This window comes from Nocardiopsis halophila DSM 44494, from assembly GCF_000341245.1.
Taxonomy (GTDB): Bacteria; Actinomycetota; Actinomycetes; order Streptosporangiales; family Streptosporangiaceae; genus Nocardiopsis_A; species Nocardiopsis_A halophila.
Map to the genome: position 1 here is coordinate 27,579 of NZ_ANAD01000196.1, position 18,537 is coordinate 46,115.

At 71.6% G+C, this 18,537-nt stretch carries 21 protein-coding genes and 4 tRNA genes; 14 read left to right on the forward strand and 11 right to left on the reverse strand.

The window, feature by feature from the left end:
- Positions 1–44 precede the first annotated feature (44 nt).
- Positions 45–1,349, forward strand: coding sequence for a M14 family metallopeptidase (locus tag D450_RS0122315; RefSeq protein WP_017540857.1), 1,305 nt, complete (start codon positions 45–47; stop codon positions 1,347–1,349).
- Between the two features lie 91 nt (positions 1,350–1,440).
- Here the strand turns inward: D450_RS0122315 and D450_RS0122320 are convergent, their stop codons facing one another.
- Entirely contained in the window at positions 1,441–2,664 is a 1,224-nt protein-coding gene (locus D450_RS0122320) for a hypothetical protein (RefSeq protein ID WP_017540858.1), read from the reverse strand.
- A gap of 164 nt (positions 2,665–2,828) precedes the next feature.
- On the opposite strand from D450_RS0122320, the gene D450_RS0122325 reads away from it, so the two are divergent.
- Both D450_RS0122325 and D450_RS35670 read left to right on the forward strand, forming a co-directional pair.
- Entirely contained in the window at positions 2,829–3,140 is a 312-nt protein-coding gene (locus tag D450_RS0122325) for a hypothetical protein (protein ID WP_017540859.1), read from the forward strand.
- A 474-nt stretch (positions 3,141–3,614) separates the two neighbouring features.
- The gene (locus D450_RS35670) at positions 3,615–4,742 is read left to right on the forward strand and encodes a WD40 repeat domain-containing protein (protein WP_394296832.1); all 1,128 of its coding nucleotides are present in this window, start codon (positions 3,615–3,617) and stop codon (positions 4,740–4,742) included.
- 56 nt (positions 4,743–4,798) lie between these two features.
- Here the strand turns inward: D450_RS35670 and D450_RS0122330 are convergent.
- The 4 genes from D450_RS0122330 to D450_RS0122345 form a co-directional block, all read right to left on the reverse strand.
- Positions 4,799–4,872 (reverse strand) — tRNA-Phe (locus D450_RS0122330).
- A gap of 20 nt (positions 4,873–4,892) precedes the next feature.
- Positions 4,893–4,967, reverse strand: a tRNA-Asp gene (locus tag D450_RS0122335).
- An 87-nt stretch (positions 4,968–5,054) separates the two neighbouring features.
- Positions 5,055–5,127: transfer RNA gene (locus D450_RS0122340), tRNA-Glu, on the reverse strand.
- A 120-nt stretch (positions 5,128–5,247) separates the two neighbouring features.
- Positions 5,248–6,846 carry a metallophosphoesterase family protein gene (locus D450_RS0122345; RefSeq protein WP_394296833.1) on the reverse strand — a complete coding sequence of 533 codons (1,599 nt, stop codon included), beginning with the start codon at positions 6,844–6,846 and terminating at the stop codon, positions 5,248–5,250.
- Positions 6,847–6,925: 79 nt separating this feature from the next.
- On the opposite strand from D450_RS0122345, the gene D450_RS0122350 reads away from it, so the two are divergent.
- Together D450_RS0122350 and D450_RS0122355 are read left to right on the forward strand one after the other, a co-directional pair.
- Positions 6,926–7,270 (forward strand): metallopeptidase family protein, encoded by a 345-nt coding sequence (locus D450_RS0122350; RefSeq protein WP_017540861.1) that lies wholly within the window; start codon positions 6,926–6,928, stop codon positions 7,268–7,270.
- A gap of 134 nt (positions 7,271–7,404) precedes the next feature.
- A complete protein-coding gene (locus D450_RS0122355; protein ID WP_017540862.1) occupies positions 7,405–8,694 on the forward strand; it encodes an MFS transporter in 1,290 nt (429 codons plus the stop codon).
- Between the two features lie 19 nt (positions 8,695–8,713).
- Here D450_RS0122355 and D450_RS0122360 read toward each other — a convergent pair whose 3' ends face one another.
- The gene (locus D450_RS0122360) at positions 8,714–8,974 is read right to left on the reverse strand and encodes a PspC domain-containing protein (RefSeq protein WP_017540863.1); all 261 of its coding nucleotides are present in this window, start codon (positions 8,972–8,974) and stop codon (positions 8,714–8,716) included.
- A gap of 178 nt (positions 8,975–9,152) precedes the next feature.
- Between D450_RS0122360 and D450_RS0122365 the strand changes: the two genes are divergently transcribed.
- A tRNA-Lys gene (locus D450_RS0122365) sits at positions 9,153–9,225 on the forward strand.
- A 31-nt stretch (positions 9,226–9,256) separates the two neighbouring features.
- On the opposite strand, the gene D450_RS0122370 is transcribed toward D450_RS0122365, so the two are convergent.
- Both D450_RS0122370 and D450_RS0122375 read right to left on the reverse strand, forming a co-directional pair.
- Positions 9,257–9,616 carry an ArsR/SmtB family transcription factor gene (locus D450_RS0122370; RefSeq protein ID WP_017540864.1) on the reverse strand — a complete coding sequence of 120 codons (360 nt, stop codon included), beginning with the start codon at positions 9,614–9,616 and terminating at the stop codon, positions 9,257–9,259.
- Positions 9,617–9,649: 33 nt separating this feature from the next.
- Entirely contained in the window at positions 9,650–11,017 is a 1,368-nt protein-coding gene (locus D450_RS0122375) for an MFS transporter (protein WP_017540865.1), read from the reverse strand.
- 269 nt (positions 11,018–11,286) lie between these two features.
- Between D450_RS0122375 and D450_RS30980 the strand changes: the two genes are divergently transcribed.
- The 4 genes from D450_RS30980 (at position 11,287) to D450_RS0122395 (ending at position 14,396) form a co-directional block, all read left to right on the forward strand.
- On the forward strand, positions 11,287–12,288 hold the full coding sequence (locus D450_RS30980; RefSeq protein WP_051063642.1) for an ATP-grasp domain-containing protein: 1,002 nt from the start codon (positions 11,287–11,289) through the stop codon (positions 12,286–12,288).
- A 234-nt stretch (positions 12,289–12,522) separates the two neighbouring features.
- Complete coding sequence (locus D450_RS0122385) at positions 12,523–12,888, forward strand: BlaI/MecI/CopY family transcriptional regulator (protein ID WP_039820833.1); 366 nt, start codon at positions 12,523–12,525, stop codon at positions 12,886–12,888.
- Positions 12,885–13,763, forward strand: a complete 879-nt coding sequence (locus D450_RS0122390; RefSeq protein WP_017540868.1) for a M56 family metallopeptidase — start codon at positions 12,885–12,887, stop codon at positions 13,761–13,763. Before D450_RS0122385 ends, D450_RS0122390 begins: the two co-directional genes overlap by 4 nt.
- Positions 13,764–13,958: 195 nt before the next feature.
- Positions 13,959–14,396: a universal stress protein gene (locus D450_RS0122395; protein WP_017540869.1), complete on the forward strand. Its 438-nt coding sequence runs from the start codon at positions 13,959–13,961 to the stop codon at positions 14,394–14,396.
- Positions 14,397–14,417: 21 nt separating this feature from the next.
- Here D450_RS0122395 and D450_RS0122400 read toward each other — a convergent pair whose 3' ends face one another.
- Entirely contained in the window at positions 14,418–14,855 is a 438-nt protein-coding gene (locus tag D450_RS0122400) for a nuclear transport factor 2 family protein (RefSeq protein WP_017540870.1), read from the reverse strand.
- Between the two features lie 88 nt (positions 14,856–14,943).
- On the opposite strand from D450_RS0122400, the gene D450_RS0122405 reads away from it, so the two are divergent.
- Complete coding sequence (locus tag D450_RS0122405; RefSeq protein WP_017540871.1) at positions 14,944–15,384, forward strand: MarR family winged helix-turn-helix transcriptional regulator; 441 nt, start codon at positions 14,944–14,946, stop codon at positions 15,382–15,384.
- A 27-nt stretch (positions 15,385–15,411) separates the two neighbouring features.
- On the opposite strand, the gene D450_RS35300 is transcribed toward D450_RS0122405, so the two are convergent.
- The gene (locus D450_RS35300; protein ID WP_017540872.1) at positions 15,412–16,005 is read right to left on the reverse strand and encodes a TetR/AcrR family transcriptional regulator; all 594 of its coding nucleotides are present in this window, start codon (positions 16,003–16,005) and stop codon (positions 15,412–15,414) included.
- A 98-nt stretch (positions 16,006–16,103) separates the two neighbouring features.
- On the opposite strand from D450_RS35300, the gene D450_RS0122415 reads away from it, so the two are divergent.
- From D450_RS0122415 to D450_RS0122425, 3 genes are all read left to right on the forward strand, one after another.
- On the forward strand, positions 16,104–16,793 hold the full coding sequence (locus D450_RS0122415; protein WP_017540873.1) for a nitroreductase: 690 nt from the start codon (positions 16,104–16,106) through the stop codon (positions 16,791–16,793).
- A gap of 142 nt (positions 16,794–16,935) precedes the next feature.
- Positions 16,936–17,190, forward strand: a complete 255-nt coding sequence (locus D450_RS0122420) for a PLD nuclease N-terminal domain-containing protein (RefSeq protein WP_017540874.1) — start codon at positions 16,936–16,938, stop codon at positions 17,188–17,190.
- A gap of 63 nt (positions 17,191–17,253) precedes the next feature.
- On the forward strand, positions 17,254–17,613 hold the full coding sequence (locus D450_RS0122425; protein ID WP_026124572.1) for an MmcQ/YjbR family DNA-binding protein: 360 nt from the start codon (positions 17,254–17,256) through the stop codon (positions 17,611–17,613).
- Positions 17,614–17,769: 156 nt separating this feature from the next.
- On the opposite strand, the gene D450_RS34910 is transcribed toward D450_RS0122425, so the two are convergent.
- A complete protein-coding gene (locus D450_RS34910; protein ID WP_338037995.1) occupies positions 17,770–18,510 on the reverse strand; it encodes an MFS transporter in 741 nt (246 codons plus the stop codon).
- Positions 18,511–18,537: the final 27 nt, after the last annotated feature.

Consider the following 18,537-nt stretch of genomic DNA (forward strand, 5'->3'; position numbering starts at 1 on the left):
TCCGCCGACGCATGTCCCCCACACCCGTCAGGAGGCCCCGCACCATGCACGCACGCCGATCCCTCGCGGCGGCCGCAACGGCCGCCCTCCTGCTGACCACCGCCGCCGCCGGAACCGCGGCGGCCTCCCCCGCACCCGACTCCCCCGCACCCGCCTCGGCCGAGGCCCCCGGCCGGTACCTGGTCGCCGGGCCGGACACGGCCGAGGAGCGCACCGAGATCGCCGCCACCGGCGCCGCCGTGGACGAGGTGAACGAGGACAGCGTGGTCGTGACCGCCGCGCCCGGGCAGGCCGACGCGGTGGCCGGCCTCGGCCACGAGGTCACCCCGCTGCCCGGTCCCGGCCAGGACGGGCCCGGGGCGCTGGACTTCCCGCCCTCGGACTCGGACTACCACGACTACGCCGAGCTCACCGACGTCGTGGACAAGACCGTCGCCGACCACCCCGACATCGCGGCCAAGGTCAGCGTCGGCTCCTCCTACGAGGGGCGCGACCTGATGGCCGTCAAGATCACCTCCGACGTGGCCACCGACCACGACCGGCCCGAGGTGCTGTTCACCCACTCCCAGCACGCCCGTGAGCACCTGACCGTGGAGATGGCGGTCTACCTGCTGGGCATGCTCACCGACGACTACGGGACGGACCCGCGGGTGACCGAGATGGTCGACACCCGCGAGATCTGGATCCTGCCCAACCTCAACCCGGACGGCTCCGAGCACGACATCTCCGACGGGTCCTACAAGAGCTGGCGCAAGAACCGCCAGCCCAACCAGGGCTCCTGGTCGGTGGGCACCGACCTGAACCGCAACTGGGACTACAACTGGGGGTGCTGCGGCGGCTCCTCCTCGAGCCCGTCCTCGCAGACCTACCGGGGCGCCTCCCCCGAGGCGGCACCCGAGGTCCGGCAGGTGGCCGACTTCGTCCGCAGCCGCGTGGTCGGCGGCGAGCAGCAGATCACGGCCGCCATCGACTTCCACACCTACGGCGAGCTCATCCTCTGGCCCTACGGCTACACCTACGACGAGACCGGGCCCGGGATGAGCCGGGACGAGTACGACACCCATGCCGAGCTCGGCCGCCTCATGGCCGGATCGAACGGGTACACGCCGCAGCAGTCGAGCGACCTGTACATCACCGACGGGACGATCAACGACTGGCTCTGGGGCGAACAGCGGATCTTCAACTACACCTTCGAGATGTACCCCTCCAGCTACTGGGGAGGCGGGTTCTACCCCGGTGACGAGATCATCCCGCGCGAGACCTCCCGCAACCGCGAGGCGGTGCTGGACCTGCTCGGCTACGCCGACTGCCCGTACCGGGTGATCGACAAGGAAGACGAGTACTGCTGACCTGAGACCGTTCCCCTCAAGGGGGTGTTCCGCTCCTTCTTCCCCCTCGGGAGCGGAACACCCCGGTCTCATGTCCGGCTCCTCGCGGCCGTCAGCAGGAGTTGTCGGCGCTGCCGTCCCAGGTGATGTTCCGCAGAACGGTGTTGACCGCGCACGGCCTCTCGTTGAACGCGGTGTCCCGGAGGGTCAGGTTCTCGAACGTGACGTCCGAGGTGTTGGCGAACTCGCTCCGGGCCGCGATCCGGATGTCCCCCGGCCCCGCGATGGTGCCGCCTTCAGTGCCGACGGTGACGTTGTGGCAGTTCTCGATCAAGGCCGCGTTGCTTCCAGTGTCCGCGATGTCCACGCGCTCGATCACGGCGCCTCCGCTCTCGGACACGCAGAACAGACCTCTGCCGCCCCCGCGCGCGCGGACCTCGCCCACACGGATGTTGGCCGGGTAGCCGCCGTCGAGGAGACCGTTGCGGTTGGCCATCCGGAAGGCGGCGTAACCGGTGCCCGTCCCGGCCCCTTCGGCGTCGACCCGGTCGACCGAGGCGTTGACCGTGTCGTTGAGCAGGAGGCCGGAGTACCCGGTGTTCCGCGCGGTCACGGTGCCGATGTCGATGCCGTCGACGCCGTAGGTCTCCACGCCGTGGTTGTCGGTGCCGGAGACGCGGACGTCGTCGATGGAGATGTCGCGGGCCTCGCGCACCGAGTCGTCGTCGCGGCTGTCGATGCGCATCCCCAGGCCGCTGGAGAGGTGCAGGCCGACCTGGCCGAAGTGCACGTTCTGCGACGTGCGGACCCACACGCCGAAGTAGGGGGTCCCTGTCACGGACAGGTGGGGGACGGAGACGTCCCGGGCGTGCCGGATGCGCACGGCGGCGTTGTTCCCGGTCGGGGTGCCGCTCACGTCGATGGTGCCGCAGACCTCCAGGGAGGTGTGGCTGGGCAGGTCGAGGGAGGCGTCGGCGGGGATGCTGCCGGAGCCGCGGACCACGACGCCCTGCTGCTCCGTGCGGCCGGGGTCGAGGCTGTCCACGGCGGCGCGCATGGCCTCCAGCATGGCGCCGCCCTGGTAGACGACGTCGCCGCCGTTGCGGGACGTCCAGGTGTCGCCGTCGCGGACGGCCTCGGCGTGGAAGCCGCCGTCACCGCACGCGGCGGCGGGGGCGGCGGACGCCTCTCCCGCACCGGGGAGCGGGGCGGCGGCGAGGGCCGTCCCGGTGCCGATGGCCGCGGCGGCCGCGGCCAGGACGAGGGCTCCGCGCCGGGGACGGCGCAGGGCTCGGGGCCGGCGCCGTCGGTCGTGGGGGTGCTCGGTGGAACGCATGGTCGGTCCTCCTGAGAGCGGGCGGGGTGGAATCGCTCCCACCTCCGGGGGAGGACGGAAGCTAGCACGGAAAGCGCCTTCCCAAAAGGGCCGCGGCGGCGACCTCGGACGGGGCGGCGGGGACGGCGGAAGGGACGGGGCGCCCGGGGGTAGGGTTCGGGCACATGCGGGACGCCGAGGCCCCTCTGTCGCTCTTCCCCGACACGGGGGCGGACCACCTGGCCGCCCGCCTGCACGGCAGGCGCTCGGCCCTCGTCGGCGTGAACGCCACCGTGGGCGGCTCGGACGTGGTCCACGCCCTGGAGGACCTGCACCGCCTCGGCGTCCTGGTCGCGGTCCCCGCCTGCGGGGCCGCCCCCGACCCGATGCGGCTGCGGCGCAGCACCGCCCCGGTCACCTGCCGCCGCTGCCTCCGCCTCCAGGGCCCCCTACGCGTCCCCGAGGGCCAACTCCCGATCCCCGGCCTGCCCCTGTGAGGGCTCGGACCCCGGTGATGTTCCCCGACACCGGAGGGCGCAACGAACAGGCACTCTTTTCTTCCCTGCCCTACAGGCCTCAGAGCCCATGGCTCTCCAGAGCAACACCGGGGTCCGGGCGGGTGCGAACAGTGATGCCGACTCTCGCAGGGCACACGGTCAGTGTGAACTCGGAGCGAGGGGCGATCCACCATGACGGGCAAGGAAGGCAGGTGACAGTTCGTGGTCCCCGAAGACGACCGAGAAGCGGACCCGGCGCCGCCCTCAGAAGTGAATGCCTGGATCAGCGACCGAGCGCAGATCACGGGTACCAGCTTGCAGGCAGGAAACATCCATGGCGGTGTCCATGTCCATCCTCCTGCCGATTCGGCACCTCCTCGTACCTCTGCAGGAGAGGAGTCGGACGTCGTGATCCGAGTACGCAGAGGTGAGGAGGTCATCGAGTTCATCGACCCCGAGTTGGCACGGTCCTGGATGGCTGGGGAAATCGGGGGGCATCCTCGTCTCTCGGCTGAGAGGCCGACGCTCGCCCCTTCTCGTCCGGAGGGCCTGTCCTCGAGCCTGAGCGAACAGTCGGCGAAGACGGGCGCCGAGCACCCGCTTCCAGGCGCCTTGGGTGCTCCATTCGCCGGACACGGAGGGACCATCACGAGCCTCGCGTTCTCCTCAGAGGGGCGGCTGCTGGCAACTTCGAGTGAAGACGCCACGGTGCGCCTGTGGAACCCTGCGGACGGCGCCCAGGTGGGAAAGGAGTTAGCCGGTCACGAGGACGGGGTTCGAGGTGCGGCATTCTCTCCGGACCGATCGCAGATCGCGACCGCAAGCAGAGACCAATCAGTACGGGTCTGGTCCACGCGGACGTCCGAGGAGATCAGGGAGCCGCTACGCGGACACCAGGGCGCGGTCTGGGACATCGCCTTCTGTCCCCATCGGCCCTTGCTTGCGACAGCTGGGACGGACGGCACCGTCCGCGTTTGGGACCTGCTCGCTCGTACACCGGCCTTCTTAGTTCTCACCGGTCATTCGTCCGGGGTGGAGGCCGTCGCCTTCTCTGGAGACGGGCGGGTACTGGCCAGCGGCGGCTCGGATCGTACGGTTCGGCTCTGGGATCCGAGCACCGGCGCTCAGCTCCGCGCCCCGCTGACAGGACATGAAGGCCCCGTCCGTTCCATCGCGTTCTCACCGGATGGCCGACTTATTGCGACTGGCGGGTGGGAGGGGACCGTGCGCCTGTGGGACTCGGTCACCGGCGCAGCCGTGTCCCCGCCTCTGGAAGGGCACGACAACGCCGTGAGAGGCGTCACCTTCTCGCCTGACGGAGCCATACTCGCGAGTGCGAGCATGGACCGCACGATACGCCTCTGGAGCCCGGAGACCGGCACCCCCATAGGGGCACCGATGGGCCAAGACAGCGATTCGGTCCGGACGGTCGCGTTCTCGCCGGCGGGAGGTGTCCTGGCGAGTGCGACCGGGAGAGGAGTCCGCTTCTGGCAGGTTCCACCATCAGGTGGGCGCGCTGCGCACGGCATCGAGGCGCTCCTTGAAGCCCATAGGTCTGCTCCAGCACCGAGAGCCACCCGTACTTCGTCGGTGCGACGCTGACGCCAAAAAAGCCCGGGGCCTGAACGGCTCCGGGCTTCTTCGCTGGTGGATCGAGGTGGCCAGGGACGGGGTCGAACCGCCGACCTTCCGCTTTTCAGGCGGACGCTCGTACCAACTGAGCTACCTGGCCCCCGCCACTCTCGTGGCGCGCGGTCCTGACGGGATTTGAACCCGCGGCCTCCACCTTGACAGGGTGGCGAGCACTCCTAACTGCTCCACAGGACCTTGTATCCAGTTGTCGCGGCCGCCTCAGCGGCCGCTCTCCGTGTCTCTTATTGTGCCAGACCTTCAGCACTGCTTCGACCGGAGCCGTACCCCCAACCGGATTCGAACCGGCGTTACCGCCTTGAAAGGGCGGCGTCCTAGGCCACTAGACGATGGGGGCCTCGACGACGAACGAGGTCGCCAACCGCCCGCGTCGCCTGTCGTCGGGGACGCGTCAAGCATAGGGGAGATTCACCCCCAGTGCCAAAGCGTTTCATCCGCCCCGCCCTCCGGGGCCCTTCTAGATCGTCGCCCCAGGCGAACCCGGGTCGCGGCCGGGCGTGCCGCCCGACGGCGTCGGGGCCTCGGGGGAACCGGCAGGAGGAGAGCTCGGAGCCGGGGAACTCGGGGCCGGAGACGGCGGGGCCAGCGCGCGGTCGGGCTCCTCCTCGATGTGCCGTTCGATCTGGGCCGACGTCAGCCCAAGGCCGCCCAGTGTGATGTCGTCCCAGGCCTGCAGGCGCTTGGTCTCGGTGTCGATGTAGAGCACCGAGGCCTCATAGGGCTTAGGGCGGTCGACGCCGCCTTCGAGGCCGCGCAGTCCGGCGCCGCCCGTCGACCCCTGGACGAGGTAGCGGGTGCCCGCCTCGGTCAGCTCGGTCCAGCGCCGGTGGCCGTGCCCGGACAGCACCAGCGGAACCAGGCCGTCGAACGCTTCCGCCTGGGCGGGATCGTGCAGCACCGCCACGTCCACGGGCGGGTCCTCCCCTGCCGCCTGCGCGGCCTGGGCCTCGCCGATGTCCCGCAGCTCGTCGCCGTCGGGGTTGTCGGCGGTCTTGTCGGGGGTGAAGCGGGGGTCGCCGGCCCCGTAGAAGACGATGCCGCCCGCCTCCTGCGCCTCTTCGTCCAGGACCACCGCGTTGGGCTGGGCCTCGACCGCGCGCTGGGTGCCCATCGAGTCGTGGTTGCCGCGCACCCACACGTAGGGGACCTCGAGGTCGGCGATCTCGCCGGCGAACGCGTCCTCGGCGGCGCTGCCCCGGTCGGTCAGGTCGCCCGAGTCCACGACGAGGTCGACCTGGAACTGGTCCTGGATCGAGGAGATGACGTTCCAGGCCGCCGGGTTGAGGTGGATGTCGGAGACGTGGAGCACCCGGACGGTGGACTCGTCCCCTTCGTAGACCGGCAGGGTGGAGGTCACCTCGTACAGCCGCGACACGTTCCCGACCAGTGAGGCGAGCTGCTCGCGGTACTGGTCGAACCGGCTCACCACGGCCTCGGCGCTGCCCACGACCTGGGGCGCGCCGGCCAGCAGGCCCGAGTAGCGCGGCTCGGCGACGGCCGAGGGGTTGAACGTCGCCGCGGCGGACCCCCCGGCGGCGACGAAGGCGGCGAGCGCGGTGGCGGCGCTCAGCCCGGCGCGGCGCCAGTCGCGGAAGACGAGCAGGCCCACGAGCGCGGCCCCCAGGGCGGCGGAGGCCGCCGACTGCGCCATGAGCCGGATCACCCCGTCCCTGACCTCGCCGCCGATGGTCCGCCCCATCCGGTCGATCGCCTCGGGGTCCTCGAACATCTCCTCCGCGGCCGCCAGGCGGATCTCGTCGATGGAGGCCTCGAAACGCAGAGGGGAGGAATGGGTGTCGAACTCCAGGGTGCCCAGCGGGGCCACGTCCACCACGGTCTCGCCGCGCCAGCTCGGTCCGACCGACAGGCTCACGTCCGCCGGGCCGATGGGGGTGAGCACCTGCCCGCCGAGCGCGAGGCCCAGCCATCCCCCGCCCAGGCCGGCCACGACCACCGCGGCGACCCGTCCGGCCTTCAACAGGCCTTGCCGCCTCGCGGCGAGGCGGTCCCCGACCGCCGCGAGGGCCGGTCTCAAGCGAGGCAACACGGTATCCATCATGCCCATGCGCCCGGCAGAGGCAACGCCCCGAGCCCGAGGCGGCCGAGACCGCGGAGGATCACGCAGAATACGGGGTGTGGTCGAACTCAGCCGCGGCCGTTTCGAGGCCCTCGTCGCCGACGCCCTGGACACCATCCCCGAAGAGCTGACCAGCCTGATCGACAACGTGGTCATCACCGTGGAGGACGAACCGCCCGAGCCCGGGCTGCTGGGGCTCTACGAGGGGGTGCCGCTGACCGAGCGCGGCGAGTTCTACTCCGGGGTGCTCCCGGACCGGATCTCCATCTACTGGCGGGAGATCTGCGCCGTGTGCGAGACCCCGGAGCAGGTGGTGGAGGAGGTGCGCATCACCGTCGTGCACGAAGTGGCCCACCACTTCGGCATCGACGACGCGCGCCTGCACGAGCTCGGGTGGGGCTGACCGCGGCGGCGGAGCGCAACGAAAGCACGACGAATTCCGGCGAACCGCTTGCGAAATCCGGCCACCATCAGGGACTGTAGGTCATCGAATAGCGACCGAGAGTGACGCAGCAGCGCACCACGAGGGAGTCGCCGGTGGGTGATCCGCGCACGGGGCGCGAGCGGTCCGACGGGCCGTCCGATTGGAAGAGCGCCTACGCCGAGGTCGTCAGAATCCCCGAGTTCCGCACCCTGTGGCTCGCCCACGCCCTGTCCATGGCGGGCGGCTACCTGCTCAGCATCTCCGTCGTCCTGCTGGTCTACCAGCAGACCTCCTCCCCGCTGGCCGCGGGCGTGACCATCGCCCTGACCTTCATCCCGCAGATCATCGCCGGGCCGCTGCTGTCCGGCCTGTCCGACCTGCTCCCGCGCCGCCGCGTGATGCTCGCGGCCGACCTGGCGCGCGCCGCCCTGGTGTTCGGCATCGGGTTGCCGGGGCTGCCGCTCTGGGCGATCTGGGCGCTGCTGTTCTGCTCCATCCTGCCGATGGTGCCCTTCGGCGCCGCGCGGGCCGCCCTGATGGCCGAGGTGCTGCAGGGGGAGCGGTACGTGGCCGCCTCGGCGATCATCAACCTCACCTCGCACGTGGGCACCCTGGCCGGGCTGATCGCCGGCGGCTGGGTGGTGGCCGCGGTGGGGCCGAACGCGGCGGTGATGGTCAACGCCCTGACCTTCCTGGTCTCGGCGCTGCTCATCCGGATGGGGGTGCGGGCGCGACCGGCGCCGGCGGCCCCCGCCGGCGGGGCGGGGCCGGTTCCGGGGCTGTGGCGGGCCACCCGGGACGGCGCGCGGCTGGTCTTCGGCGACCCGCGGCTGCGCACTCTGGCGCTGTTCGCCTGGCTCGCCGGGTTCTACATGGTCCCCTACGGGCTCGCGGGGCCCCTGGCCGACGAGGCGGGCGCGGGGCCCGGGTCGGCGGGGCTGCTCATGGCCGGGCCGTCGCTGGGGGCGCTGGCCGGCGGCTTCGTGCTGACCCGGCTGATCGGGCCGCAGACCCGGATCCGGCTGATCGGACCGCTGGCGGTGGGCGGCTCGCTGCCGCTGCTGGCCTGGTGGGCCGATCCGCCGCTGTGGCTGATGACGGCGCTCCTGGTGGTCTCCGGCGCGCTGGCCTCCTACCAGCTGGTGGCCAACGCCGCCTTCGTCCTGTGCGTGCCGGACGAGGGCCGCGGCCTGGCGTTCGGCCTCGTGGCGGCGGGGCTGCAGGCGGCCCAGGGCGTGGGGATCGCGGTCGCCAGCCTCCTGGTGGAGGTGGCCGACATGCGCACGGTCGTCACCGGCGCTGGCCTGCTCGGCGTGGCGGGGGCCCTGGCCCTGGCCGTCCCCTGGGCCCACCTGTCCAAGGAGGCGGCCACACGGATGCGCGCCCCCGAGCCCACCGCGTGACCGCCCCGGGTCCGGCCGCTCACAGGTTCGACTGCTTGCCCTGGAAGTTGCGGATGATGTGCTCCAGTACGGACGTGTCGCTCCCCTCCTCCGGCATGATGAGCCAGGCGATGATGTAGAGCACGATCCCGCTGCCGCCGAGGAGCGTGAACACCGCGAAGGCGAGGCGGACGATGTTGGCGTCGATTCCGATGTACTGGCCGATACCGCCGCAGACACCCGTCAGCATCCTGTGCTCGGCGCTCCGGCGGAGCTGCTTCTTCTCCCAGTCGTTGCTCATACCCCCACCCTGCCCGCCGACAGGCCCCCGCACATCAGGTAGTCCCCTGGGCGTCCCCTGAACCCCGCCCCTGAGCCCCGACGGGGCTCTGCCCAGGAATCCTCAGCTGTGCATCCCCGTTGCCACTCCGGTAAAGTGACGCCCGGAGTAGTGCGCCCAGCTAAGGGCCACGCACTCAGGGCCCTTAGCTCAATTGGCAGAGCAGCGGACTTTTAATCCGCGGGTTCAGGGTTCGATCCCCTGGGGGCCCACCTTTGACGGCCGGGGGCTCGCCTGCGCGTCTCAGGCGTGCGGGGGCTCTCCGGTCACCTGGTGGTCGGCGTGGTTGAGGGCCTCGAGGATGAGGCGGCGCAGGTGGCCGTCGTTGAGCGCGTACACCACGTGCCGGCTCTCCCGGCGCGATTCGACCAGCCCGGCTAGGCGGAGTTTGGCCAAGTGCTGGCTGACCGACGTGCGCGAGGCCCCGCTGGAGCGGGCGAGCGTGCCGACGTCGGCCTCCCCCTGGGCCATCGCCCAGAGCAGGTGCAGCCGGGTCGGATCAGACAGCATCCGGAACACCGACGCCGCCGCAGCGAGGCGCTCGGTGCTGGGCGGGGCGTCGTGCGACAGGCTCGCGGCCTCCGTCTCCTCCCCGATTCCCATGCCCCGATCATAGGGGCCCGGCGGTCGGCCCCGTCAGCGGCCCGGCTGGGCATGTCCGGCGCTGCGCGGCCAGCGGGGGTGAAGGTCGTCGATGAGGTACTCGTGTTCGTGGCGCCGTCCGGAACCGGCGGTCCCGCCCTGTGCTCCGCGCAGGTGCGGGTGGCCGGGCGGCAGGTCGGCATGGGCGTGCGGCAGCGAACGCGGATCGCCCGCGGGCCAGCAGAGCAGTGCCGCCACCGCCGCGGCCAGTGTGAGCACGGAGAAGGCCGCCAGAGCGGGCGCCAGGCCGAACAGGGGTACCGCCCACCCGGCCGCGGGGTAGGTGAGCAGGAACCAGGCATGGGAGAGCGAGAACCGCGCCGCGAACAGCGCGGTTCGGTCGCCCGCCGCGCAGGAGCGCCGGAGCAGCCGCGGAGCCGGGGTCAGGATGAGCGAGGTCACCGCGCCCAGGAGCGCCCAGGCGACGAGCACGGCGGGCCAGAGCACGGCCGGCGGGGCGGCCGTCGCCGCCGCCGTGGCGGCCAGGACCGGCGCCACGAGGAAGGCGGCCGCAAGCATGGCGGCGCGGTCGCCGCGCCGCTCGACGAAGCGGGAGACCGACAGGGCCGCCAGCATGGACCCCGCGCCATAGAAGGCCAGGGCGGCGGCCACCGCGCTCTCACCGCGGCCGAGGACGTCGCGGACGATGACGACGGTGTCGACCAGCACGATCGCGGTCGCCGCCGCGACCGCGGCCTCCAGTGCGAGCAGCGCCCGCAGGCGGGGGGTGGAGAGGAGGATCCGCGCCCCGCGGGTGGCGGCGCGCCACGGTGCCGACCCGGCCGGGGCCGCCGCCTTGGGCAGCGCCGAGGCCAGCACCAGCACCGCCGAGGCGCAGAACCCGGCGGCGGTTCCGACGAACAGCCCCTGGTAGGAGGTCAGGGCCAGCAGCGCCCCGGCCATCACCGGACTGAGCAGGCTCTCCAGGTCGTAGGCCAGGCGCGACAGGGCGAGCGCCCGGGTGTAGTCGCGCTCGCGGGGCAGCACGTCCGGAAGGGCCGCCTGGTACAGCGGGGTGAAGGCGGCCGACGCCGACTGCAGGACGAGGATGAGCAGGTAGACCTGCCAGACGGCGTCCACGAACGGCAGGGACAGCGCCGCCCCGGCGCGCACCAGGTCCATGGCGACCAGGAAGGCCCGGCGGGGCAGCCGTCCGGCAACGGCTCCGATGACCGGGGAGATACCGACGTAGGCGGCCATCTTGATGGTCAGCGCCGTCCCCAGGACGGTTCCCGCCGCCCCGCCCGCCAGGTCGTAGGCCAGCAGCGCCAGCGCCACCGTCGCCAGGCCGGTGCCGGTCAGGGCGACCACCTGGGCGGTGAACAGCCGCCGGTAGGTGCCATCGCGCAGTACGTGGAGCATGTTCCCACCCGCCTCGCATCGGCCGCCGGGGCACCGCACCCCCGTGCCGCACCAACATACTCCACATGTGCGCATATGCGCACTAATTGAGCAACATTGCCTCCGTGCTCCTACTACAGAAGTAGCAGTTCGACAAGCATCGGGCCGCCGCACCCCCGCATCCGGCCGCCTTCGGCCACGCCGAGCGCCCCCGGAGGTCTTCTACTAAACATGTAGTAGACATGTCGGGGCGCACCGGCTCTCCGGCGGACGCCGAAAAGGGGGACCCCATGCGAGGGCAGCGCACGAGCATCCTGGTCACAGCGGCCGGAGCGGAAGGAACGCCCGGCAAGATCCTCAACCTCCGCGACGGCGGCTACAGGGTGGTCGCGGTCGACACCGACCCCAACGCCTCCGGCCTCTATCTCGCCGACGCCGCCTACACGGTCCCTCCGGGTTCGGACCCCGCGTTCGTCCCGGAGCTGAGGCGCATCTGCACGACGGAGGACGTCAGGGCCGCCGTCCCCCTGGTCGACGAAGAGCTCGTCCCCATCTGGGAACTCGACCGCAACGGTGTACAGATCCTCCTGCCCCGAGCAGAGCTGGTGGACCTGTGCCTGGACAAGCTCGCCTTGAACCGCCGCCTCGCCGAGGCCGGACTCCCCGTGCCGCCTGCCCGCCCGGCCGACGAGGGCCCCGCCGGGCTCGCGTACCCCATCATCGTCAAACCGCGCACGGGCAGGGGAAGCAGGGGAATCCACGTCGTGCACGACCCGGAGGGGCTCGATCGCGCTCTGCAGGCCGCCCCTCGCCCTCCGGAGCGCACCCTCCTGCAGCGCTATGTCGACGGACCCGAGTTCTCGGTGTCGGTGGTGCTCTGGCGCGACGGCGAGGTCCAGGCCGTCGTCCCCAAGCAGGTGGTCCACAAGGCGGGGTCGTCGCGCTTCGCCGTCAGCAGGCGCAACGAGGGCATCACGAAAGCCTGCCACGGCATCGCCCGGGTCCTCGGCGCCGACGGCCCGTTCAACGTCCAGCTCCGCCTGGACGCATCCGGAACCCCGCAGGTCTTCGAGATCAATCCGCGCTTCTCCGGCAGCGCCACCCTGACCGCGGCCGCCGGTCTGGACGAACTGACCGGACTGGTCGGCCAGGCACTCGGACCGGCCGGCGGCGGCCGCCTCCGCGATGAGTGGTCCGAGGGGGTGGCCATGATCCGCCACGCGACAGAGACGTTCGTCCCGGAGGCCCGGTTCGCCGAAGAGCGCCGCACGGCCACGACGGGCGAACGGTGAGTCCGACACCGCCAGGCACAGGGCGCCGCCCCTGCGCCGTCCCGTCCTCGTCGCCCGGAACACCTCAGGCTGCGGAATACGCCGACCGCGTCCGGATGAGCGGCTCCGACGTCCTCTCCCGACGGTGGACGCCGGCCGGATCCGCGTCCCGCCCTCGGACGGGCGGTGGGCGACAATGTCCGTTGAAGGGCGGTGCCGCCGAGGCCGAACGGACGATGCTCGATCGGGGTGACGATGTCACGCAGAAGGCTCGGACAGCTGGAAGCCGAGGTCCTGGCCGTGCTGGCGGGCTCCGGAGACTTCATGTCCACCAGCCAGGTGTGCTCCGAACTCGACGGCGACCCCGCCTACACAACAGTCAACACGGTGCTCCACCGGCTGCACGACAAGGGAATGGTCGAACGGCGGCTTCGGGGCCGCGCCTTCGTCCACCGCCTCGCCGTCGACGAGTCGGGGCTGGCCGCGGAGCGGATGTTCGGTCACCTGCGGGTCGCCAACGATCCCTCCAGCGTCCTCAACCAGTTCGTCCACGGGCTGAGCGAGTCCGAGGCCGCCGCACTTCGCGCGATACTGGACGGCCCACCAGAGGAGGCCACATGACTTGGCCGACCTTCGCTCCGACGATCGCACTGACCGCCCTCAGCCTGGCCCTGGGCTGGCGCCCGCTACCGCTCCACCCCGCGTGGTCGGCCCGGCTTCTGCTGGTCACCATGGTGGCCACGGCACTCGCGGCGGCGAGCACCATCGTATTCACGACGGCCGTGTTCGTCGCCGGCTTCCTTCCCGTCCATGCCGTGGCCGCTGGCGCACAAGGGCGCCTCCTCCTCGACCACGGCCCCCTGCCCGCCCACCTCGGGGCCGCGGCCTCGGCGCTGCTGGCCACCGGATCGTGGGCCGCGGCACGACTGGGAATCCGCCACCGGCGCGACCTGCGCGCGGTTCGCCAGGCGCCCTCACAGGTCACCGGCCAGGACCGCCCGATGGCCATCGCGGTTCCCGGACGCGACGGCGGAGTACTGGTCTCGCGCGGACTCATGCGGCTCCTGGACCGGGAGCAGCTGCGCGTCGTCTTCCGGCACGAACGGTCCCACCTCCGGCACCGCCACCACATCTTCAGTGCCCTGGGCGCCCTGTCGGCCGCACTGTTCCCTCCCCTGGCGGTGACCCACCGCAGTCTCCTGCTGTCCCTGGAACGATGGGCCGATGAGGACGCTGTCACCGACACCGGGGACAGGGCCCTGGTCGCCCGCACACTGGCACGGGTCGCCTTGGCCGACCCCCTCCCCGGACCCGGTCCGCACCCGGCTTTCACGGGCTCGCACATCGTCCACCGCGTCCAGGCCCTCATGGGGGCACCGCCCCCGCAGAACCGGTTCGTCGGCCCCGCCCTGCTCAGCGGCACCAGCGTCGCCTCAAGCGGAATGGCCTCCAGTTCCCTGCAGCTCCACCACCTGTCCGCCCTGATGGTCCTGTGACGCAGGGAGGCCGAGCCTGAGGACCGGGCATCAGGCCGGGCTCTTGGGCGCCCTCGGAGTGCGGCCTGTCGCCCCGGGCGCCAGGGGAGAGGGGCGCGTGGTCCCGGGCCGCACGTCGGGGTCCGCCGGGGCGATCGCCCCTGGTATCGCCGGGGAGGCGGCGCGACGATCGTGGAAGAGCCGACAGGAGGACGGATGAGCACCGATTCCACCACCGACCTTCCACGCATCGTGGTCGGCGTCGACGGTTCCCCTTCGTCGCTGAAAGCGCTCGACTGGGCTCTGGGCCAGGCCCGGGCCACGGGCGCGGCCGTCGAAGCCGTCAAGGCCTGGGACGTACCGGTCAGCTACGGGATGGAGGCGCTGGTCCTTCCGTACGAGGACCTGGCCAAGGGTGCCCGGGAGACACTGACGGCGGAGGTCGAGGAGCAGGCCGCCGGCTTCCCCTGGGAGCGCCTGTCGCAGCGGGTCGTGCGCGGGCATCCCGCCGCGGTCCTGGTCGAGCTCGCCTCTGGCGCCGATCTCCTCGTCGTGGGCAGCCATGGACACGGAGCCTTCGCCAGCGCCCTGCTCGGGTCGGTCGGCCAGCAGTGCGTCCAGCACGCCCCCTGCCCGGTCGTCGTAGTCCGCTGAGGCCGTGCGGCGGACGCAGGGTCAGGGGCGGTCCGCAGGTGCGGCCTGCCAAGTCCACATCAGGGCGATGTCCACTCTGGTGAAGCGTCGGCCCGCCGGGGTGTCCGCCGCGGTGCACCTGACTCTCAGGCCGGCGGAACGGTGCAGTCGGCCGTCGGGCCGGTGGAAGCTACACCACCTGCCCGGCCGTGGCCCGCGCCTCCCCGCCGTCCCGTCCGCCGGGCCGTCCACCGGCACGTCGCCGTGCACGTGGTGCGTCCTCTCACCGGCGGCCCGGACGCCCTCCAGGAACGCCGCCACCTCGTCGATGCCGCGCAGGACCCCGCCCTTCGGGGACCGGACCTCCACATCGTCGGCGTAGACCCGGTGCACCTCCTCGTGGCGCCCCTGGTTTAAGAGCACGGCCAGACGGGCGAAGAGCTCGGTGACCTCGGCGCGGTCGGTCGTCGTCGTGTCCACAGGTCCCACTTTCGTTGGTTGCGCCAACATTGGCGCCGCCAACCATATCCGTATTCATTGGCCCTGCCAACAGTGTTACGGTGGCCGCGTGGACGAGACCCCTGAACGCCTGGCCGGCAAGCCCAGCTGGCTCATCTCCCAGCTGTCCGTACACGTCCACCGGCTCGTGGCCGACGCCTTCTCCGCGGAAGGGGCGCGCGGGTACCACTACCGGATCCTGGCCGCCCTCGACGAGTTCGGGGCGACGAGCCAGATCCGGCTCGCCCAGCGCAGCAACATGGACCGGAGCGACGTCGTGGCCGCGATCAACGAGCTGGCCGCGCACGGCTTCGTCGAGCGCTCCCCCGACCCCGACGACCGCAGGCGCAACCTGGTCTCCCTCACCGACGCCGGGACACAGCGCCTGGAGGAGCTGGAGAAGGTGATCGAGGGGGTCCAGGAAGACCTCCTCTCCCCTCTCCCCCAGGATGAGCGGGCCGCGCTGTCACGCCTGATGGGCCGGCTCCTCGCCCACCACAGGACACGCTGAACAGAGCCCCGCGGCCGCCGCGCCCCGTCAGCCCGTGCGCGGCAGCGCACCGTCCAGGAGGACCTCCGCCGCCGCCCGTGCATGGCGCCCGTAGTCCCCCTCGCCCAGCACCATCGCGCGGCTGGCGGCTCCGTCCGCGAGCGTCACGAGTTGTTCGGCGAGCGCGGCGGGCTCGCGGCACCCCAGCTCCGTCAGCAGTTCGGTCACCGACCGCACCATCAGCAGTTTCTGTTCGCGGGCGTAGGAGTGGACCGCGCTCTGCGGATCGGGGAACTCGGCGGCGGCGTCGATGAACGGACAGCCGCGCACCGGCCCCGTGTCGTCCGCGGGAAGGCTGAACAGGGCGAGGATCCGCTCTCTGGCAGGGATGCCATCGTCGGCCAGCACACCCTCCAGGGTGCGCCCCGTCGAGGCGAGGTCCTGCAGGTGGGCGAGGACCAGGTCGCTCTTGGTCCGGAAGTGCGCGTAGAGGGTGCGCTTGGAGACCGGCGCCTGCTCGGCGACCTGCTCCATGCCGGTCGCGTTGATCCCCTGGACCGCGAACAGCCGGGCGGCGGCGGCCAGGATGCGCTCGCGCCCTCCCCGCCCCTGCCGTCGGGACGCCGTCGTCACCGTGCTCATGGGGCAAGTGTACGCATCCGTTTACTTCAGGCGAAGCGGTCGACTACACTCCTCTCGAAGTAAACGGCTACGTTTACTTAAGCCTTGAGGAGAGCCCCATGAGCGAATCGGTCTTCACCGAACTGAGCGGATACGCGGAGAGGCTGATCCGCGGCCGCCACGCGACACGCGCGTTCCGCCCCGACCCCGTTCCCGAGGACACGGTGCGCGCGATCTTCGCCCTCGCCGGAAGCGCGCCGTCCAACTCCAATGCGCAGCCGTGGCGGGTCGAGGTGGTCGGCGGCGCTCGGCGCGAACGCCTGGCGAACGCCCTGCAGGCCGCCCACGCCGAGCGGCGCACGTCGGTCGACCTCCCGTACTCCGAGGACATGTACACCCCCGTCCACCAGGAACGGCGGGCGGCTTTCGGCGCCGGGCTGTACGGAGCGCTGGGCATCGGCGCCGACGACCACGCGGCACGCGCGGCCTACGACGCAAAGAGCCTGCGCTTCTACGGGGCGCCGCACGCCGCGTTCCTGTTCGTCACCGGCGACGGCGGGGCGCGACTGGCCGCCGACGTCGGCGCCTACATGCAGACGCTGCTTCTGGCCATGGCCGCCTACGGCGTCGACAGCTGCCCACAGGGCCTGCTCAGCTTCTACGCCGACACCGTCAGAGATGAACTCGAGGTCGCCGAAGGGAGACTGCTGGTGGGCGTCTCCTTCGGCTACGCCGACGAGAACGCTCCCGTGAACCGGGTCACCACCGGGCGCGCCGACCTGGAGGCGACCACCGCCTTCCACCTCTGAGCGACCGACGTTGGGAGGTGCCCTCACGCCCACCACCGACTTCCGTTCTAGGGGAGAACCGTTCGTCCGGCTGAGGAGACGGCAGGGGGCGGGTCCCTAGCGTGAGAGGGACGTTGGATTCGAACCGATTGGACTTCCCGCAATGCCGGTCCTCGACGCCGCCCTGCCGACCGACCTTCTCGCCCAGTACGGGGGCGTCGCCCTCCTCGCCCTCACCGGGCTCGCCATGCTGGCCTACGTCGTCTTCATCGTCGCCGCCTTCCTCGGCAGCCTGACCTCGCGGCTCGACTTCGGGATGAAGCTCGTGTGGGCCGTCTTCATCATCTGCGCGCCGTTCCTCGGCGCCCTCTGCTGGTTCCTGATCGGCAGGAGGAGCGCGGCCGCCATGGCGCGATGAGGCCGGGGCCGACGAGCAGGGCCTCGTCCGCCTTCTGTGGGTCCCTTGTGGTTGTCTTCTTCCATGGGTGTTGAAATGGAACGCTTCCTTCGGCTCCTGAACGCGCTGCCCGACGTGGAGCACAAGGAGTCCGCGCAGTGGACCTCCTTCAGCGTCCATGACAAGAAGTTCGGCTACCTGTGGCCGCGCACCAGGACCGTCGGCCTGAAGCAGACGCTCTCCGAACAGCTCGCCCTCGTCGCCGAACGGCCCGACGTGTTCGAGGTCCAGTTCACCGCCGGCGGATACGGCTGGGTCGTCGTCCACCTCGACAAGATCGACCTGGACGAGCTGAGCGAACTCGTCCTGGAGGCGTGGCGGCTCTCGGCGCCTGAGCACCTGCTGGAGGACCTTCCTACTCCGGAGAGCCTCGTGGAGCACTGACCTGCTCGGCTCGCCCGGTGGGATCCGTCGGCCACCGATGCGTCCCATGGGCCCCTGATACCCGGCGGGGCAGGGCCGGGTACCAGGGGTGCGTTCGGAACAGGTCGGTCACGGGAGCCGGTCGCTTCGGCCGCGCCCGTGCGCCCGTGCGCCCGTTCAGACCTTCTGCGCGCCGGACGGCCGGGCCGCGGCGCGGGTGTGGTGCCGCGTGTCGGCCAGGCCGCACAGCAGGGCGAAGACCAGCGCACCGGCGCCGAGAAGAGCCGCCACCCAGATGGGCGAGGTGTACCCCAGCCCGGCGCTGATGGTCATTCCGCCGAGGAACGGGCCGAGGGCGTTTCCGATGTTGAAGGCGGAGATGTTGGAGGCCGACGCCAGGTTCGGTGCCCCCTCCGCCGTGGCCATGACCTTGGCCTGGACAGGCGGAATGACCGCCGCCACCGCTGCACCGAAGACGATGAACATGGCCACGGCCGCGATCTTGCTGTGCACCGCGAACAGCAGGACGAGCGAGGAGGCGGTGACCGCGGCGAGCACCCCGTACACCGCCGGCATCAGCGCCCGGTCGGCCAGTCGGCCCGCGATGGGCGTGCCGATGACCATGCCGACGCCGAAGAGGACGAGCACGATCGGGACCGCGCCGTCGGAGAAGCCGGTGACACCGGTGAGCATGGGGGCGATGTAGGTCACGACGGCGAGCGCCGGCGCCCACCCCAGGGCCGTGGCCCCGTAGGCCAGCCAGAGGCGGCCGCGCTTGAACACCGCCAACTCGCTTCGGAGGTTGGCGCCCTCCATCACCGGCGTGAAGGGGACGAGCCTGAGGACCCCGAGCAGGACGACCACGCCGATCGCGCCGACCGCCCAGAACGTGGAGCGCCAGCCCAGCGCCTGCCCCAGGGCCGTCCCCCCCGGGCACCCCGACGA

What these genes read in the sequence shown, in the direction of transcription:
- D450_RS0122315 (WP_017540857.1), top strand. Translation starts at nt 45, where the DNA reads ATGCACGCACGCCGATCCCTCGCGGCGGCCGCAACGGCCGCCCTCCTG.
- D450_RS0122320 (WP_017540858.1), bottom strand. Translation starts at nt 2,664, where the DNA reads ATGCGTTCCACCGAGCACCCCCACGACCGACGGCGCCGGCCCCGAGCC.
- D450_RS0122325 (WP_017540859.1), top strand. Translation starts at nt 2,829, where the DNA reads ATGCGGGACGCCGAGGCCCCTCTGTCGCTCTTCCCCGACACGGGGGCG.
- D450_RS35670 (WP_394296832.1), top strand. Translation starts at nt 3,615, where the DNA reads ATGGCTGGGGAAATCGGGGGGCATCCTCGTCTCTCGGCTGAGAGGCCG.
- D450_RS0122345 (WP_394296833.1), bottom strand. Translation starts at nt 6,846, where the DNA reads ATGGATACCGTGTTGCCTCGCTTGAGACCGGCCCTCGCGGCGGTCGGG.
- D450_RS0122360 (WP_017540863.1), bottom strand. Translation starts at nt 8,974, where the DNA reads ATGAGCAACGACTGGGAGAAGAAGCAGCTCCGCCGGAGCGCCGAGCAC.
- D450_RS0122370 (WP_017540864.1), bottom strand. Translation starts at nt 9,616, where the DNA reads ATGGGAATCGGGGAGGAGACGGAGGCCGCGAGCCTGTCGCACGACGCC.
- D450_RS0122375 (WP_017540865.1), bottom strand. Translation starts at nt 11,017, where the DNA reads ATGCTCCACGTACTGCGCGATGGCACCTACCGGCGGCTGTTCACCGCC.
- D450_RS30980 (WP_051063642.1), top strand. Translation starts at nt 11,287, where the DNA reads ATGCGAGGGCAGCGCACGAGCATCCTGGTCACAGCGGCCGGAGCGGAA.
- D450_RS0122385 (WP_039820833.1), top strand. Translation starts at nt 12,523, where the DNA reads ATGTCACGCAGAAGGCTCGGACAGCTGGAAGCCGAGGTCCTGGCCGTG.
- D450_RS0122390 (WP_017540868.1), top strand. Translation starts at nt 12,885, where the DNA reads ATGACTTGGCCGACCTTCGCTCCGACGATCGCACTGACCGCCCTCAGC.
- D450_RS0122395 (WP_017540869.1), top strand. Translation starts at nt 13,959, where the DNA reads ATGAGCACCGATTCCACCACCGACCTTCCACGCATCGTGGTCGGCGTC.
- D450_RS35300 (WP_017540872.1), bottom strand. Translation starts at nt 16,005, where the DNA reads ATGAGCACGGTGACGACGGCGTCCCGACGGCAGGGGCGGGGAGGGCGC.
- D450_RS0122415 (WP_017540873.1), top strand. Translation starts at nt 16,104, where the DNA reads ATGAGCGAATCGGTCTTCACCGAACTGAGCGGATACGCGGAGAGGCTG.
- D450_RS0122420 (WP_017540874.1), top strand. Translation starts at nt 16,936, where the DNA reads ATGCCGGTCCTCGACGCCGCCCTGCCGACCGACCTTCTCGCCCAGTAC.
- D450_RS0122425 (WP_026124572.1), top strand. Translation starts at nt 17,254, where the DNA reads ATGGGTGTTGAAATGGAACGCTTCCTTCGGCTCCTGAACGCGCTGCCC.